This is a genomic window from Singulisphaera chitinilytica, assembly GCF_049331405.1.
Taxonomy (GTDB): Bacteria; Planctomycetota; Planctomycetia; order Isosphaerales; family Isosphaeraceae; genus PoT.
The window spans coordinates 2,392,970-2,409,461 of record NZ_CP186274.1 but is presented as its reverse complement, the minus strand read 5'-3'; the positions used below and the strand labels follow the sequence as shown (position 1 = coordinate 2,409,461).

Below are 16,492 nucleotides of genomic sequence, written 5' to 3'. Positions count from 1 at the left end.
AAGGACGGACGATGCCCGGACGCCTTGCGCAATGCCGCGCGCAGTCGGTGTGACGTCTAGGGCGAGGGCCTGGGCTCAGGCGATGTCCGCGACTTCCGGTGGCTCATCGAGGCGAGAAGCCCGTCGTGCCGGCATGACGCACGCGGGATCCGGTGGCGGGAGGAGATCGGTCATGGCCGGCAAGAGGCCGCGACAAGCCATCAGGGCGATGAACTTCCCTAATGGGTCGCTCGATATCGAATTGGGCAGGCCAGGATCGTCGCAGGGTGCCGAGTTCAAGCAGGGGCCGAATGAGGGCTTCGATGACGCCTTGCGCTCATGAGTCGAGGTTGATGGGGTTTTCGCCGTCCGCGGCCCGCAGCAACAGGAGGCCCCGTTGCAACCCCTGCAATGGCAGAACCGCGCATGGTCATCGAGCTCCTCCGCCGAGGTGGTGGCCGACGTGACCGACGAAGCTGTCGCCTCTCCCTGCGAGAACATACCGAGGACGAGGACGACCGCCGGCAAAAGCCGGCGGGCGAGATCGTTGACCTCGAATATGCGCGGGCGAGGGAGCATTTGCAGAGGGCTCATCTTGCGGGAAAATCAGGGTCTAAGCGGGCATGCACGGCAAGCTATTTTCCTATTTGCGGACGCCCTGCGTCAATCCCATGTCTCGTTTCATCGGCGACGAAGTTTTCGAAAATAACGCACATGTCAAACTTGAACTTAAATTTTTTTAAAAACATAGCTAAAGGCAACCATTTAAATGGTTTTCGCGAGTAATGATCGGCGATCGCCGCTTGATCGCTCTTGCAGGAATGAGCCATGCTCCGATCTCGGCAGGCCCCGGGGCATCGGGTCAGGACCCGGCCCGGAGCCTGCCCGATCAGGGCCGTTCGATCAACCCTTGTGGGCCTTGTGGCAGGCCATGCAGGATGTCGAGACCTTCGTGAACGCCTTGCTTGCCTCCTCCTTGTCCTCCTTCTTGGCGGCGTCGTCCATCGCCTTCGACGCATCGTAGTAGGCGTCGGCTAGCTTCTTGAACTCGGCCTTTTCGCCCTTGGGCGGGTCGTTCTTGGCCATCGCGGCGCCCAGGATCACGAAATCCTTGGTCACGTCCTGCACCGACTTCCAGTCGGGCGCGTCCGACTTGAATGCGGTCTTGAGCTTGGCCAAGGGAGAGTTGGAACCTTTGTGCAACTTCTGCATCACTTCCTTGATCGTTGCCGTCTTCTCGTCTTCGGCCACGACCATCCCGGACGCCATCAGGATCGCGATGGTACCTGGCACGCTCATCAATCGTTTCATCTCTGCACTCCAACTTCCAGAGGTACTAGGAAAGGGAACTCTTGCGGACTTCGCCCGGGGCTACGGCTCCCGGGTGATCACCTCGAACTCCTTGCGCCGGGGCCGGAAGGCCGCGAGCATCGCCGGACTGCTGGCACGAGGCCCGCCCACTCGACAGGGAAGGATCCTCCGCCTCAGTGCCCATGATGTTGCGGGCCGTGATGCTTGGCCTGTACCAGGGCATACCACTGGTCCACTGCGGACCAGTTGACGATGCTCCAGAAGGCCTTCACGTAGTCGGCCCTGACGTTCTTGTACTTCAAATAGTAAGCATGCTCCCAGACGTCGAGCACGAGCAGCGGGATCGCCCCCCAGGCGACATTCAACTGGTGGTTGCGCACCTGGAGGACGACCAGCCGGCGGGCGACCGGCTCGAACGCCAGGACGCCCCAGCCGTTGCCCTGGACCTGGGTGGCGGCGGCGGAGAAGTGGGACTTGAGCTTGTCGAGGGAGCCGAAATGCGCGTCGATGTCCGCGGCGAGCGAGCCTTCGGGCTTCCCTCCCTTCGGGCCCAGACCTCCCCAGAAGATCGAGTGAAGGGTGTGACCGCTGACGTTGAATGCGAGCTTCTCCGACCATTCGGAGACGGCGGCCGGATCGATCTTGCCCTCGCGGATCTCGGCCAGCTTCGCCAGCGCATCGTTCGCCCCCTTGACGTAGGCGGCGTGGTGCTTGTCGTGGTGGAGCTTCATCGTCTCGGCGTCGATCGAAGGCTCCAACGCGTCGTATCCATAGGGCAACGGCGGCAGCACGTACTCGCCGCCATGACCTGCGGAGGCGGCCAGCGTCTTCTGGATCGGCCCCCCGTCGGGGACGACCCCGTGCCCCACTGCCTGCCCCTGGGCGGAGGCGGTGGCCGGCATGAAGCCGGTCGTGCCGAGCAGGCCCGTTGCCCCGGCGAGGGCGGACCGCCGTGTGATGCGAGCGTTCATCGTGATGACTCCTCGGTGTTGGCAAAGGGAAACAACGCGAGAGGGCTCCCCGCGCGGGGGCGCCCGAGGTTCAACGCGGCCCTGATGGGCGTCGCGTTCGGTCGGTGCTTCTTCCGCGCGATCAGTCGGACGAGGCGGAGTGCCTGCTGCCCGTAGTCGGCAATCGCGACGGGTTCCTCGTACCGGATGATCTCGAGATCGGCGAACAGCTTCTTCAACTCGTCGGTGTCGAACACAACCCCGTCGCCGATCGGGCCGGTCTTCGTGGCGTCCCGATGGAAACCCTCGATCACGAGCAGGCCCCCGGGCTTCAGCGCCGCGCCAATTCGCCCTTCCAGGCCCCGGGGGTCCATATAGATGACCGCGACTAAGTCCCAGCGGCCCGCGCCCCAGTCGAACTCTTGGGCGGTCTGGAGGACGGGCGTGATGCGGACCTTGGACTGCAAGGCCGATCGCCTCGCGATGGCCAGCCCCACCTCGGAGGTATCCATCCCCGTCACGTCCCAGCCGAGTTCGGCCAGGTAGACGGCATTTCGCCCCTGGCCCATCCCCACATCCAGGGCCTTGCCTGGCATCCGTCCCCGGACTGCGTCCGCGAGCAAAGCATTGGGCGCCGGGTTGAACCCGGCGTTGCGGCGGAAGACGTCGTTCCATCGCGCGGCCTCGCCCGCGACGCCCGCTGGCGCCCTCTGGGAATGGGCGATCCGCCAGTGTCCGCCCTGACGAATCCAGAACGTGCTGACGAACGCCTCTTCGATGAGTTTCCCGTCCGGGCCCGCCGGCCCGGTGAACCCGGTCATCACCGCGGAATCGCCGTCGACTCGAACATCCTGATCGCGCCAGGCTCGTGGCGTTGCAGCCGCCGGCCGGCTGGCTTTCCGGGCCCGGACGCGGGCCAGATAGTCCGACCTGGAAATCGAGGCGACGCCCCCGGGCGCCGGGATCACCGAGACACAGCCCTCCGTCATGAGTCGTCCGAGGGCGTCGGCGTCCAGTCGATCCAGCGCCTGGAAGAATTCCTCGGCGGCGCGGGCAACCTCGGCCGAGGGCCCGGGCGTGTTTTCCTGCGCCCGAGCGACTGCCGCCGTGAGCGTGGCGATAGACAGCACGGCAATCCACCCCCTCCCGACGGGGCGAGGAAGTGCAGATTGGATTTTGTTGAAAATATCGCCTACATGATAAATCTGCCTATATTTCTTCATAATGCTTTGTCTCAGGCCTGATCGGATGAATTCCCGACGGGGCGGTTGCCCGTATGGGCCTCGATCCATGCGTTTTCCGCTCTCGGCCTCATCTCACTCCTTCCCTTCCGCGCGGGTTCACTCTCTTCGCGATCTGCTCGACCCGGGCGTTGTAGTCGCGGAACATGTCGCGCGTCATCGAGACGACCTCCTCGGGCGCTTTCGCCTCGCAGCCCGCATCCAGCGGCGGCCGGGGGTCGTACTCGGAGAGGAATTGGGTGACCTGGGCGTATTCGGTCCCCCGGAGTTTCTGGACGAGCGTCAGGCCGAAGTCGATGCCCGAGGTCACCCCCGCGCCGGTGACGCGGTTGCGGTCGATCACCACGCGCTCGTCCACCGGCCTGGCGCCGAAGAGTGCGAGCTGCGACCGGGTGGCCCAGTGCGAGGTGGCCCGGTAGCCGTCGAGCAGGCCGGCGGCCCCGAGGATGATCGAACCGGTGCAGACGCTGGTCACCCACTCGGCCTTCTCGCCGCGAGACTTGACGAAGCGCCGGACGGCCGGGTTCTCCGCCGCGTCCAGGGTCGCTTCGGAGCCGCCCGGAACGAACAGGATCGAGAGCTTCTCGGGGCAATCGGCGAAGGTCGTGGTGGGGACGACCTTCACCCCCGAGTGGGAGGGGACCGGGTCGGCCTCCTCGGCGACCAGCAGGACCTTGGCCCCCATCAGGCTTCCGAACATATGCTGGGGCCCGAACAGGTCCAGGGCCGTGAATCCGGGGTAGAGGAGCATGGCGATCGTCTCGTCGCCCATCCAATCGGCACGATCGTGGGCTGATTTCTCGGCATGGGCCTTGGCCCGGCTCGCGCTGTCGTCCCCATCGGCATTGCGGGCGGACACGACGGCGGCGGCCAGTGTGCCCAGAATCATCTCGCGTCGGGTCTTCATGGTTGAGGCCTTTTCTTGTTGTATTCGGGTGCAAATGGTTGGGCGGACCTGGGCACGTCGAACGTGCCGAGGTCGTTGGCACCGGATCGAATGACCGCTTCGCAAAACGGCCGGTCCACGCTGGCGTAGCGGCCGGCGAAGCGGTCGGCTTTAAGCTTCCCGGGGGGGCCGAATCCCGTCGGCGGCGGCCAGGTCAGTATCACGGCGTAACGCCCCTCGGGGGCTCCAGGCCGGCCGGAGGTCTCGAGGACGAAGCCGCCATCCGTTCCGGTCGTGGCGTGCGGGTTCGGTGTGATCGTCGGCAATCCCAGGGCGTGGAAGCGCACCCGCACGCCGGCGGCCGGCTTGTCGCCCATCCGGACTCGCCCCGTAGCGGGATGCAGAATGGGGCCAACCGGCCCCCGATCGCAGCCCGCGGACAGAAGGAGCAGCGCGAGTGTGGTGACGCATCGCGTCGATTGGATTCTCAATAGTCCCCCACGATCTCGCCGCCGTTGTAGCTACACAGGGCGGCGAAGGTGGACTGATTGACGGACTCCTTGAGGAAGCGGACCGAACCGTCGGTGAGGGCGATGTTCACCCCGCCGGGGTGAAAGCTGAAGGGAGACTGGATGTTGCTGCAATTGATCCGGCAAGTGGCGTTCTGCGGACGCGGGTCAGCGTAATAGGGGGTCAGCCCGTCGCCCGAGCACGGGTTGAATCCCGAGCCGACGAGCCCGGCCCAGATCGCCTGCTGGAGTTGGGCGTTGTCGGGGTCGGCCGCGGTCATCGTCGTGCCGGCGCGGCCACCGTGCGAGTATCGGGTCGGCCGCCCGGCCTGCTCCGTGTACAGCATCGTGTTGGAGAGGCCGTCGGTGATCGAGGCGAAGCCGAGCGTAGAATTGACACCCATGCCGTAAGTAGCCGAGTCGGCGAAGGCGTTGAAGAGGCCGGTGACGTAGGGCATATCCGTCGAACCGGCCGGCAGCGGCCCCGCCGCGTAGGTGACGCCGTTGTAGTCCGACACGGCCGCAGTCGGGTTCCAGGGCGGGATGGTGTTGAGGCCGACCCAGCCGGCGACGATGTTCATCCCCGGGGCGGTCCGGTATGCCCCGGGCGCGGAGGGGCATACGAAGGTGTTTATCTGGGTGAGGACGACCGTCTGGTTGGCCTGGGCGAAGTAACCGCCGCCGAAATTATAGCCGCTGTAGAGTGCCCGCTGCTCCATCGCCGGGAGCATCATCGTGAGCGGCCCCTCGATGGCGATGCCGCTGAAGGCGGCGGGACTGGCGAAGATCATGTAGCCGGGCGGGATGCGGTTGTGGGTGTCGTGATAGTTGTGGGTGGCCAAGGCGATCTGCTTCAGGTTGTTGGTGCATTGCATACGCCTGGCCGCCTCGCGTGCCGCCTGGACGGCGGGTAGGAGCAGGGCGATCAGGACCGCGATGATCGCGATCACCACCAGGAGCTCGATGAGCGTGAATCCTCGACGACGGAACATCTGATGACCTCTGATAGACGTATATGCCAAGTTCGGGACGTGGACTGGCGTGAAGCCAGCGGCCCGAGGGACGCGGGTGTACGAAAGCCAAGCATCGTCATGCGTCAAGGTGGCGCGATCCAGGAGCACCGCGCAGGGGCGGGCCCGGTCCGGCATCAAGCATAAGACGGCATGGATTTAGCCGACGGTCCCGCGTTCCGGAGGGTCATCGATCCGGGAGAGGATGCGGGGAGGGAGGAGGCAGCGGGAGTCGGACGGCAGGAACCGGCCCGCGACGGGGGCGGCCAGAAGCCCGCAGAGGGTGAAAGTCACGGCCTTGCCGAGCGGCCCCGATGTGGCGACCCCGGGCACGGCCGGATCGCCGCAGGGGGCGTCCTTGATGCAGGGATTCGGATCGAAGGGGTTCGGGGCGGCGGGCTTCGAGCCGGGGCGGCTCGATGCTTCCGCCCGCCGCGCGCAGCAGCATGAAGCTTCGCGACATCGATTGCCGCATCGGCAATAGCGGCTGTGCCCCTCGTCGCCGCGCGAAGCCTTCGAGATCGAGGCCGCGATGGACTCCGAGCCCCATCCGCAGGCGAGGACGAGCACGACCGCCGGCAATAGCCTGCGGAGGCAAGTCTGCAACCCACGATGTAGGTAGGGGTGGTTCATGCGGCGTTTCGAGGCGGAGTGGGCCAACTATCTCGATTCTAGCTCAGGTTCCCATCTTTCAATCTGTCGCGGCCCGGGTCAAGGGGCCGGATGAAGAGAAAAATCACAAGAACACGGGCTTACATAGAAACATCAAATCAAATCATGGCGATCTCGTCGTGATTCGGCCCGGGGGAGTTCAACCTCAGGGTAAACCCGTTTAGTCCGGGATCGCTTATGCGATCGCGATCTCATTCAGGCTGCCGAGCACATCTCATCGGAAGGTGGGCTTACCCGTATCCTCGGCCTGATGAGCGCCGACACGCCATGATTCCTCACATGGACGCCGAACCCTTGCCTGCTGCGAATGCCATCGGTAGGATCCCGTAGCGGCCGGTGTTACGGATTTCGGTTTCGTAATACCGAGCTGGTCCCCCCACCGGACAGGGATGTAGTCGAGGACTTTAGGTCGCACTTGATGTTGGGATGGCTATGAAAGAGCGCCGTGGATTCACATTGATCGAACTCTTGGTGGTGATCGCGATCATCGCCGTGCTCATCGCCCTGCTGCTTCCCGCCGTCCAGGCGGCACGCGAGGCCGCGCGGCGGATGCAATGCACCAACAACCTGAAGCAACTCGGGCTGGCGTTGCACAATTATCACTCGACGATCGGCGCCTTCCCGTCGGCCGGGTGGGTGGCGCCGATGAACAACTGGTGGGTGGCGAACAATCTGACGGCGCCCGGGCATTTCCGGTACTCTTCGCTGCTCCAGCTCCTGCCCTATCTCGAGCAGGGCGCGGCTTCGAATTCGATGAACTTTCAGCTCCCGCTGTACGACATCGACGGCGTCGACATGCCGCAGAACACGACCGTGTATCAGATGCAGGTGACCTCGTTCCTCTGCCCGAGCGACGTCCGGAGCCAGCGCAACGGCAACGAGGCACCGTGTAACTATGCGGCGTGCTCGGGTAACGGCCTGCCTGGGGGCGACGGGTTGCCGGGCTCCTTCGGCAAGCCCAACGGGATCCTCTACCTCAACTCGACGACCAGTATGGCGAACGTCACCGATGGGACGAGCCAGACGGCCATGATGAGCGAGAGCCTCGTCGGGCCCAACTCCGCGACCTCGCCGAACCCGCAAGAAGTGATGGTCCAGCTCACGCTGACACTCTCGTCGCCCGCCGACATCTTCAACTACGCCCCGCTCGTCCCGGCCGACTGCCAGGCCTCGACCAACTATCGTTACGACCGCCACACCAACTGGATCGACGGCGACTACCGCCACACCATGTACGACCACTACATGGCGCCCAACAGCCCGCTCTACGACTGCCTTCGCGGCCCGCAACACGGCTGGCGGACGGCCAGGAGCCGGCACCCCGGCGGCGTGAACTCCCTCTTCGCCGACGGGAGCGTCCACTTCCTCAAGAACTCGGTGAACCTCGCCGCATGGCAGGCCATCGCCACGGTCGCGGGCGGCGAGGTCGTGAGCTCGGATTCTTATTAACGGGATCAATGAAGATGCGCCTGACAACCTTGCATCTCGCAGCGTTGATCGTCGGCCTTTCGGCCGAGGGCGTACATGCCCACGAGTTGTGGTTCCAGCCGGCGGGAGTCCATGCGGGCGTCGTACGGCTCACATTCGCCGACACCCCCGCACCCGGCGAAGCGGAGCGGGCCGCCGAGATCGCCCATACCAGGGTTTGGGGCGACGGTCAGCCGCTGGAGGTCAAGCGTCTGCCCGACGGCCTGGAGGCTCGCCTCACTTCGCCGCGAGCAAGCGTGTTGAGCGCCTATGCGGATCGCGGGATCGTCGACTACATGGGCGACTCCTTCGTCATCAGGCTGGCCGCCTATTCCCAGTCGCGCCCGATCAAGGCAGGCGCCGTACCTGGACTCGGCCTGGATGACGATCAAGTCAGGCTCTTGCTCGTAACCGACGATTCCGGGCGGGCCGCGATCCGTGCCACCTGGAGGGGGAAGCCCGCCGTCGGTGCGACCCTCCAAATCTTCGAGGGCGGGCCGCCGCGGGAAGTCCGGACCGACGACCGCGGCCAGATCGATTGCCCGGACGTGACCAAGCACCCGGTATCGCTCCTCGCGGCGCTCAGGGATGAAACGCCCGGTAAGCGTGACGGCAAGGGCTACAGTCATGTCCGGTACAAGGCGACGCTGACGGTCGAGGCCGACGCCGGTATCGCCCAGGTCGGCCCATCCACGGCCGAGCGCCTCGCTCGCGTGAAGGAAATCCACGGCGGTGCGGGCCCCTGGGCCGTCGTCGGTTATCGGATCGGTGAGCGTGCCCTCAAGGAGCTCGGGCTGTCCCGCCACAGCCTCTCGTTGCGGGTCGTCCACCATTGCCCGCCCAAGGTGCAGTATTCGTGCATCGCCGACGGACTCCAGGCCTCGACGGGGGCCAGTCCCGGCAAGCTCAACCTGAAGGTCGAGGAAGCCACGATCCAGGACTTGAAGACGGTCGTCGAGGATCGGAAGAGCCAACGATCCCTGACGTTCGTCCTGCTGCCCGAATTCGCCGAATCGATCCGCGATATCCCGCCCGATCGATTCGAGGCGGAGGCTCGACGGGTTGCCGAAATGCCCGACGCGTCGATGTTCGTCGTGAAGGAATCCGTGTCGAAGGCCAATTGAATTAAAGGGTTGATCGATGGGATGGGCCGGTCGTCGTCTCCGACTCTTCGGACGACCGGCGACATCTCCAGGAGAGAGGGCCAGGCCTTCCAGGTAGACCGTTCGGTGATCCGTGCCGAGGCTGATTGACAACGAAGTTTCGTACTCACAACGAGGAAAGCTTCGTGTCCATCGAGAAGGCCGGTCAAGGCGAGCTGGACGAATTGCATAAACTCATGTCAATTAGTTTCGAAAACTCCGAGTTCCTCTATCTTCAGGCCAAGCGAATCGGGGTTTCCGATCCCGTCATCCTCGTCGCGACCTCCGACGGCCGAACAGCGGCGGAGAAATCGGCCGCCTTCGACGGCGAGGAGGCCTATAGGAGCTTGCTGGAAGGTGCGGTGATTCGCCGTCGCATCGCCAGCGACAGCATCGAGCCGATCACGGTGACCGTCTTTCCTCGCGAGGTCTTATCCCTCCGATTCGAGGAAAGCGGCCACCCGGACCTGGCCGAGACGATCGACATGCCCGCGACGCAGGGGAAGATGACACTCTTGCTGATGAAGGCCGACGACTATCGTTTCGTCGAGCGGGATGCTCCCGGCGAAACGTGAGGCTTCCCGTCGGCGCGTCCGATCAGGGTCAACCCCTCAGGCCTCAGCCTTCCTCATCCTTGCCGATCGAGGCATCGATCAGCCCCCTTGCTTCCTCAGGGCGGGCGGAACACTCCAGGAGCGCCGTGAGCACCAGAGGCACGACGATGGTCGCGTCGGATTCGATGACGAACATCGGCGTGTCCTCGGTCAATTTGTCCCAGGTGATCTTCTCGTTCGGGGTCGCGCCCGAGTAGGAGCCGTAGGAGGTCGTCGAGTCGGAGATCTGGCAGAAGTAGGCCCACGGCTTCGCCGCCTGCTCGAGGTCGTACTTGATCGACGGGACGACGCAGATCGGGAAGTCGCCGGCGATGCCGCCTCCCACCTGGAAGAACCCGACCCCTTCGCCCGCCGAGAGTTCTTGGTATCGGTCATAGAAGTCGGCCATGTACTCGATGCCCGACTTCGCGATGCTCGCGTCGCACTCGCCGAACTTGACGTGCGAGGCGAAGATGTTGCCGAAGGTCGAGTCCTCGTAGCCGGGTACGACCAGCGGCAACTTCGCGCGTGCCGCGGCCAGGAGCCAGCACTGCTCGGGGTCGCCCTCGTACAGGTGGTCCTCGCCGATGGCAAGCACGAGGTCATAGAAGTATTCGTGCCAGAACCTGCGGGTGCCGCTGGACGTGGCCTGCTTCCACATCGGCACGAGGATCTTCTCGACCGCCCGGAAGGCCTCGTCCTCGGGGATGCTCGTGTCGGTCACCCGTCGCATCCGCTGCCCGAGGATCCGGGAGTCGTCGGCCTTGGTGAAGTAGCGATAGTCGGGGAAGTCCTTGTAGCTCCGGTGGGCGACCAGGCGGAAAAGGGATTCCTCGAGGTTGGCTCCTGTGACCGACATCCCGTGGATCAGCCCCGCCCGGATCGCCGGAGCAATCGTGATCCCGAGCTGCGCCGAGGACATGGCGCCCGCGACCGCCCAGAACATCCTCCCCCCCGACTCGACGTGCCGCCAGTACGCGAGGGTCGCGTCCCTGGTGGCCCGCGCGTTGAAGTTCTTGAAATTCTCGAGGATGAATTTAAGAGTGTTCATGATTGGAAATCCACCAAGGTCCGCCGCGCCTGCACCCGCCCGCGGCAGGCACGGGGTAGCTTGCAAGGGGCAAGCCGGTCAGTGTTACGAATCGTGAAATCGTAACATTGGACGGTGAATGGTGCCAGACTCATTGGTCTGCGTGCCCGGCGAAGGAGTGCGAGCGGCGGGGTCCATCCCATTGCTTATGGCCAACGCGCCCGGTAGGATCGCGTCGAGACGCTGGTGTTACGAATTAGTAATTCATAATACCAATCTGTCGGATCGACACACTTCGTGCCCACACCCCCCTGATCCTATTAGGGTAGAAGAATGCGAAATCGCCGCGGATTCACATTGATCGAGCTGTTGGTCGTCATCGCGATCATTGCCGTCCTGATAGCCCTGCTCTTGCCGGCCGTGCAATCGGCGAGGGAGGCGGCGAGGCGGATGCAATGCACGAACAACCTCAAGCAAGTCATGCTCGCGACGATGAACTACGAGAGCTCCCAGGGCTCATTGCCGAACGGGAAATGCGTGTGGCCGAACCCGCTCGACCCCACCATCCCCGAGGAGCACATGGGCTGGGGGGCCTTCGCGATCATCCAACCATTCCTGGAAGGCTCGCCGGTCTATAACAGCATCAACTTCACCATCGGCCTGCTGGGCGGGCCGGGCCAGGGGTACGCGTACTGGCCCCAGAACATGACCTCGTACTCGACGAGCCTGAGCTTCCTGCTCTGCCCCAGCGACGGATACCCCGAGGGGGTTCTATCGTCCTCGACCACGCCCTTCAAGGCGGGCAGTTACATGATGATCAGCGGCGCGGGGGAGACGGTTGACGGCATCCCCGGCAATGGGACGAAAGCCACCGGAGTGCTCTTCACCAACTCGTTCATCAGGCTGTCGGCCATCACCGACGGATCCTCGAATACGGTCGTCTTCTCCGAGAGCCTCCGAGGGCCGGGCAGCCCCGGGAACTACGAGGTCGCGGCCGGCACGTCGATCGACGTGAAGCGTTTCCTCAACAACGCGGGCATGGGCTCGGGCAGCGGCGGCGACTGCAACGCCCCGATCGCCCAGAGCGCGATCAAGATGGGGGCCTGGTTCGCCGGGAACTACGAGGACGGCAACATGGGGAATACCGCCCTGCCCCCGAATACGAGGACCATGGACTGCACCTTCCACAGCTCGGCTGCCCCCTGGAAATCGGCCCGGAGCAACCACCCCGGGGGCGTCAACGCCGCGTTCGTCGACGGGCATATCGCCTTCATCAAGGATTCCGTCAACGCGCCGACCTGGCGGGCTCTCGGGACCCGCGCCGGTGGCGAAGTCGTCTCGGCCGACTCGTTCTGAGCGGGGAAGAGTGAAGCATGATCCGCTCGAGAACATGGCCGATGGTCGCGACGACGCTGCTTGCCATCGCCCTGGCTGCCGGGTGCGACCGGCCTGCCACGGTGCCGACGGAGGCCGGGGTGGACAATACCGCCCTGGCCGACCTGATCCGGGGCCTCAAGCTGCGAGATGCCGCGGCCCGCTCCCGCTGCGCCATCACGATCGGCAGGATGGGGCCGGCCGCCAAGGAGGCCGTGCGGGCCCTCACTGCGGCTCTCAAGGACCGGGACGCGGGCGTGCGAGCCGCCTCCGCCTATTCGCTGGGCCAGATCGGGCCGGAGGCGAAAAGCGCCCTGACCGCCCTGGAATCGCTGAAAGGACAGCCGGCCACGCGTGAGGTTGCGACGAAGGCGATCGAAAAGATCGGCGGATGACGTGATCAGCCCGCGAATCTCCCCGCTCGACACGATCGACCGTGCAAGTCCTGCCTGAGCACGATCCCGGAGTGATACGACTGTCGTTTGAATTCTTGGCAAAAGGCGCCAGGTCCGCTCCCTGGCTCGAAAGCTCATGACGATTCCCCCTTGACCGCAAGTCGATTGAACTCGAACATGATGCCGCGAGTCATGCCAGACTGAACCCGCCTGATCGCCCCAAGGGAAAGTCGCCTCGTGCCTGAAGCCCTCCGAACTCCTCGGGCAATTCGATCTCTTCGACGGCTATTGCCGGCGTTGGTGTTCGCCTTTTGCCTGGCGTGGACGTCCGGGGGCTCGGCATCGACGGTGACGTCGCGGAAAGGGACGGACTCGGGATCGCATGCCCACTACTGCAAATGTGGTACATGCCGCGGCGCATCCTGCTGCTGCGGACCTCGGGAACGCGAGGCCCGCCCGCAGCCGGCGGATACGCCAGATCCGCCCGCGACGCCGGATGGGCCCTGCATGGGGGCCGCACCCTGCGGCGACCCTGGCCTACCGAACGTCCCTTCCTCCGACCCGATGAGCAAAGCGGCTCAGCTCGTGGAGGGTAAGGCTCTCGCTCCTAGCCTTTCACACCGACTCCCCTCGGTCGACCCGGCCGATCTGGCGCCGGAACCGCGTGCTTCTCGCCTCGACGATCCCCCGGAATCCCCATCCCTCGCCTGATCTCGGGCTTTCATCATCGCGGCCGTGACCCGTTCGCTCGGCGCCCGAGCGCCTACGGGAAAGGTCCAGCTACGTAGTTTCCTCCAGCCTCTATACGCCGGCGGCGGCCAATCGGTCGTCAGCCCGGGTGGCACCACGCACCGCGTTCATATGTGGGATTATTCCGATGCGTCGCCGAGCTTTCACGCTGATTGAATTGTTGGTCGTCATCGCGATCATCGCGGTGCTCATCGCCCTACTACTCCCGGCCGTCCAGGCCGCCCGCGAGGCGGCCAGGCGAGCTCAATGCACGAACAATTTGAAGCAACTGGGGCTGGCACTCCATAACTATGAGTCGACTTTTTCAGCGCTGCCGCCGGGCAGTCTTGCAAATCCGCTCGTGTTTTCCGCGCAGGCGAGACTGCTGCCGTACCTGGAGCAAGCCAGCCTTCAGAACCTACTGGACTTCTCCGTCCCTCCGTTGACGTCGGTTACAGCCGGACCGGGATACGATCCGGCAGCGATCGCACGCAATGACAGCGCCGCCAGGATAAGCCTCAGCGTGATGCTCTGCCCGAGTGACAGCAGCAATCGAGTCCCGGGTTCCCAATATGGTGGCATCAGCTATCCCGCATGCTTCGGCTCTGCAATCAACGGGACCGCGAGTGAAAATGACCCGAATTTCGGGCGACCCAGAGATGGAGCGGACGGGGTCATCGTTTCCCGACGATGCACCCGATTCGCGGAGATCACCGATGGCCTCAGCAATACCGTCGTCTTCGGCGAGCAACTGCTCGGCGATGGTGTCGATACCGCTCCGACGAGCAACGACTATCGCCGTCGGGTGATCCAGCTGGGCGGAGGGGCACAGACGACCCCCACGAATTGCGCCGCCGGTTCGGATTGGACGGGCGGGCGGGGCGAAAAGTGGGTCTGGCACGCGAACACGCTCTATAACCACTATTACGGGCCGAACTCAAAATCTCCCGACTGCCACTCCAGTTCTCGAGGCTGGTTCCTCACGAGCGCCAGGAGTGCACACGTCGGCGGTGTGAATATCGCGCTTTGCGACGGCAGGGTCCAATTCGTGAAGGACAGCATCGACCTCAAGATTTGGCGTGCCCTGTCGACCCGTGCGGGTGGAGAGGTCCTTGGCGAGTTCTGACCCCCTGGCCAGTATTGGGTTAGGCCGTGGGTGAGGGACTCGAGAGGTAGCGCCCAAGGCGTGATTCGCAGAATTCATGAGCCCTGGGCGCGCCTCGTTACACCAAGTTCGTCTACCTCGACTTCCTCGTTGCGACTCCGCACTCTTGTCGTTGTGGCTGTTCTCCCTCAAGATCGATCCCGTTAGAAGCTATCGCCGCTGACGACCTCGCCGCCGCCGATAGTGCCGAGGGCCCGCCAGGTATGGAAGTTGACGGTGGCCTTGATGAACTGGATGTGGCCGTCGCCGAAGAGGGCGTTGACGCCGCCGGGGTGATAGCTGCGCGAGGTGATCGCAGCATACGTCGGGCCGCCATCGTCCTCGTCGATCGAGGCGAGGTCCAGGTCGAGCCCCTGGGGGCCGATGACCTTGGTGTTCGGCGGCAGGGCGGTGGTGAAGCCGCCGTGGTAGCTGTCACCCTTGACCCATCGTGTGTGCCCTTCGGCGATCATCTGGCACTGGCCGAACGTCGTGGGGGACGTGATGAGGGCGAGCGATGCCGCAGGGTCGAGCGTGCTGGAGGGGCTGTTGAGGCTCGGGAAGGTCCCGCCGCTGCCGTCGCCGAAGCAATGCCGGAGCTGCGGCTGATAGGTCTTCACCTCCGCGGCGAACACGGTCTGACTCCCGCCGTCGGTGATATCGGCGATCCTCCGGCTCACGTTCGTGGCGAAGGCACTCCGGGTGGGCGGCCCGTTCATCCCGCCGTAGACGTACCAGTCGCCGACGCACCAGGCATAGCTGTTCACGCCGTAATAATAGCCGCGGAAGAGGATCGGCTGTCGCCGGGGCTCGCTCGGGCAGAGGAGCACGTTGAGCGTCATGGAGCCGACCGTCGCCTCGGCCGGGGCGAGATACTTGAAGCTGAAGTTGATCGTGTTGAACATCGCCCCCTGCTCCATGAACGGCAGCAGGCGGGCGCTCGTGCCCCAGTCGAACGCCGTCGCCGGGATGTTCGTGCCGATGCCGGTCTGGATCGACTTCGGCGGGAAGGCCCCGTTGACGGTCTCGTAATTCATCATGCCGAGGCCAAGCTGCTTCAGGTTGTTCGTGCACTGGATGCGCCTCGCAGCCTCGCGGGCCGCCTGGACGGCGGGGAGGAGGAGGCCGATCAGGACGGCGATGATCGCGATCACCACCAGGAGTTCGATCAGTGTGAAGCCACGCTGTCGACGAGTGGACATGATAGGGCCTCGTGGTGCTAAATCGGCTTACAAATGTAAGGGGTGGTCATTGTTTCAAGATCTCTTGGCAAATGGAATACCTGGCAGAAAAATCGCGGGCCCTTGGACCTGCTGAGGGCTGTCTTCGAACCGATCGGTTTGAAGACACATTTCACCGGTTCCCCCTTGACCGCAAGCTCTTTGATCAAGAACATGGCCCTATCGGCGTCGATGGCCGATATCCTGCCCCGCCTCCTCGTTTGAAAGTCGCTTCGTGCGTGACTGCCCGCAGACTCCCTGGTTGATCCGAAGGCTCTGCCGGATGATCCCGGCGGTCGCGTTCGGCATTTTCCTGTGGTGGTCGGGGACGGCGGACGCCTCTCCCGCGACCCTGGGAACGGGCCTTGATCCCGAGTCCCATGCCCACTACTGCAAGTGCGGCACGTGTCGCGGTAAGACATGCTGCTGCGGCCCTCGTAACTCCGAGGCTCGAAAGCAGTCCGCGGATCGTCCGGCGGTACCGTCCGAGACTCCGGACGGGCCCTGCATGGGTGCCGCACCTTGCGGCGATCCGGGCCTCCCGAACGTCCCCTCCTCCAACCCGATGAGCAAGGCTGCCGAGTTGGTCGTGGGCATTGCCCTCGGCTCCGACGCCTCATGCCGACTCCCTGCGGTCGACCCGGCCGACCTCGCGCCGGAGCCGCTCGCCTCCCGGCTCGACGATCCCCCCGATTCCCCATCCCTCGCCTGATCTCAGGCTTGCATCATCGCGCGGCCGTGACCCGTTCGCTCGGCGCCCGAGCGTCGCCAGCGAAGGTCTAGCTACGTCGTGTGCTCCCTCCTCTCCACTCCAGCGGCAGCCGGTCGGCTGTCAGCCTG

General features: G+C 64.5%; 16 protein-coding genes. 7 read left to right on the top strand and 9 right to left on the bottom strand.

Annotation, left to right across the window (positions count from 1 at the left end; translation table 11 throughout):
• Positions 1-882: 882 nt before the first annotated feature.
• From ACOYYX_RS09720 to ACOYYX_RS09690, 7 genes are all read right to left on the bottom strand, one after another.
• Positions 883-1,290, bottom strand: a complete 408-nt coding sequence (locus tag ACOYYX_RS09720; RefSeq protein WP_422929727.1) for a cytochrome c — start codon at positions 1,288-1,290, stop codon at positions 883-885.
• Positions 1,291-1,463: 173 nt separating this feature from the next.
• Positions 1,464-2,114, bottom strand: a complete 651-nt coding sequence (locus ACOYYX_RS09715) for a superoxide dismutase (RefSeq protein WP_422931609.1) — start codon at positions 2,112-2,114, stop codon at positions 1,464-1,466.
• Positions 2,115-2,257: 143 nt separating this feature from the next.
• The gene (locus ACOYYX_RS09710) at positions 2,258-3,370 is read right to left on the bottom strand and encodes a methyltransferase domain-containing protein (RefSeq protein ID WP_422929726.1); all 1,113 of its coding nucleotides are present in this window, start codon (positions 3,368-3,370) and stop codon (positions 2,258-2,260) included.
• Between the two features lie 181 nt (positions 3,371-3,551).
• Positions 3,552-4,388 (bottom strand): DJ-1/PfpI family protein, encoded by an 837-nt coding sequence (locus ACOYYX_RS09705; RefSeq protein ID WP_422929725.1) that lies wholly within the window; start codon positions 4,386-4,388, stop codon positions 3,552-3,554.
• Complete coding sequence (locus ACOYYX_RS09700; RefSeq protein WP_422929724.1) at positions 4,385-4,744, bottom strand: hypothetical protein; 360 nt, start codon at positions 4,742-4,744, stop codon at positions 4,385-4,387. The genes ACOYYX_RS09705 and ACOYYX_RS09700 overlap by 4 nt, the downstream gene beginning before the upstream one ends.
• Before the next feature lie 110 nt (positions 4,745-4,854).
• Positions 4,855-5,868, bottom strand: coding sequence for a DUF1559 domain-containing protein (locus ACOYYX_RS09695; RefSeq protein ID WP_422929723.1), 1,014 nt, complete (start codon positions 5,866-5,868; stop codon positions 4,855-4,857).
• Positions 5,869-6,045: 177 nt separating this feature from the next.
• Positions 6,046-6,519, bottom strand: a complete 474-nt coding sequence (locus ACOYYX_RS09690) for a hypothetical protein (protein WP_422929722.1) — start codon at positions 6,517-6,519, stop codon at positions 6,046-6,048.
• Between the two features lie 495 nt (positions 6,520-7,014).
• Between ACOYYX_RS09690 and ACOYYX_RS09685 the strand changes: the two genes are divergently transcribed.
• From ACOYYX_RS09685 to ACOYYX_RS09675, 3 genes are all read left to right on the top strand, one after another.
• Positions 7,015-8,007 carry a DUF1559 domain-containing protein gene (locus ACOYYX_RS09685; RefSeq protein ID WP_422929721.1) on the top strand — a complete coding sequence of 331 codons (993 nt, stop codon included), beginning with the start codon at positions 7,015-7,017 and terminating at the stop codon, positions 8,005-8,007.
• 14 nt (positions 8,008-8,021) lie between these two features.
• Positions 8,022-9,149: a formylmethanofuran dehydrogenase subunit E family protein gene (locus ACOYYX_RS09680; RefSeq protein ID WP_422929720.1), complete on the top strand. Its 1,128-nt coding sequence runs from the start codon at positions 8,022-8,024 to the stop codon at positions 9,147-9,149.
• Positions 9,150-9,313: 164 nt separating this feature from the next.
• Positions 9,314-9,742, top strand: a complete 429-nt coding sequence (locus tag ACOYYX_RS09675; protein ID WP_422929719.1) for a hypothetical protein — start codon at positions 9,314-9,316, stop codon at positions 9,740-9,742.
• Between the two features lie 43 nt (positions 9,743-9,785).
• Here the strand turns inward: ACOYYX_RS09675 and ACOYYX_RS09670 are convergent, their stop codons facing one another.
• Complete coding sequence (locus ACOYYX_RS09670) at positions 9,786-10,811, bottom strand: deoxyhypusine synthase family protein (protein ID WP_422929718.1); 1,026 nt, start codon at positions 10,809-10,811, stop codon at positions 9,786-9,788.
• 312 nt (positions 10,812-11,123) lie between these two features.
• Between ACOYYX_RS09670 and ACOYYX_RS09665 the strand changes: the two genes are divergently transcribed.
• The 3 genes from ACOYYX_RS09665 to ACOYYX_RS09655 all read left to right on the top strand — a co-directional run bounded on the left by ACOYYX_RS09665 (position 11,124) and on the right by ACOYYX_RS09655 (position 14,414).
• A complete protein-coding gene (locus tag ACOYYX_RS09665; protein ID WP_422929717.1) occupies positions 11,124-12,146 on the top strand; it encodes a DUF1559 domain-containing protein in 1,023 nt (340 codons plus the stop codon).
• A 17-nt stretch (positions 12,147-12,163) separates the two neighbouring features.
• Positions 12,164-12,559, top strand: coding sequence for a HEAT repeat domain-containing protein (locus tag ACOYYX_RS09660; RefSeq protein WP_422929716.1), 396 nt, complete (start codon positions 12,164-12,166; stop codon positions 12,557-12,559).
• Between the two features lie 910 nt (positions 12,560-13,469).
• On the top strand, positions 13,470-14,414 hold the full coding sequence (locus ACOYYX_RS09655; RefSeq protein ID WP_422929715.1) for a DUF1559 domain-containing protein: 945 nt from the start codon (positions 13,470-13,472) through the stop codon (positions 14,412-14,414).
• 182 nt (positions 14,415-14,596) lie between these two features.
• Here the strand turns inward: ACOYYX_RS09655 and ACOYYX_RS09650 are convergent, their stop codons facing one another.
• Positions 14,597-15,634, bottom strand: a complete 1,038-nt coding sequence (locus tag ACOYYX_RS09650) for a DUF1559 domain-containing protein (protein ID WP_422929714.1) — start codon at positions 15,632-15,634, stop codon at positions 14,597-14,599.
• 526 nt (positions 15,635-16,160) lie between these two features.
• Between ACOYYX_RS09650 and ACOYYX_RS09645 the strand changes: the two genes are divergently transcribed.
• A complete protein-coding gene (locus tag ACOYYX_RS09645) occupies positions 16,161-16,364 on the top strand; it encodes a hypothetical protein (RefSeq protein WP_422929713.1) in 204 nt (67 codons plus the stop codon).
• The last annotated feature ends 128 nt before the right edge of the window (positions 16,365-16,492 follow it).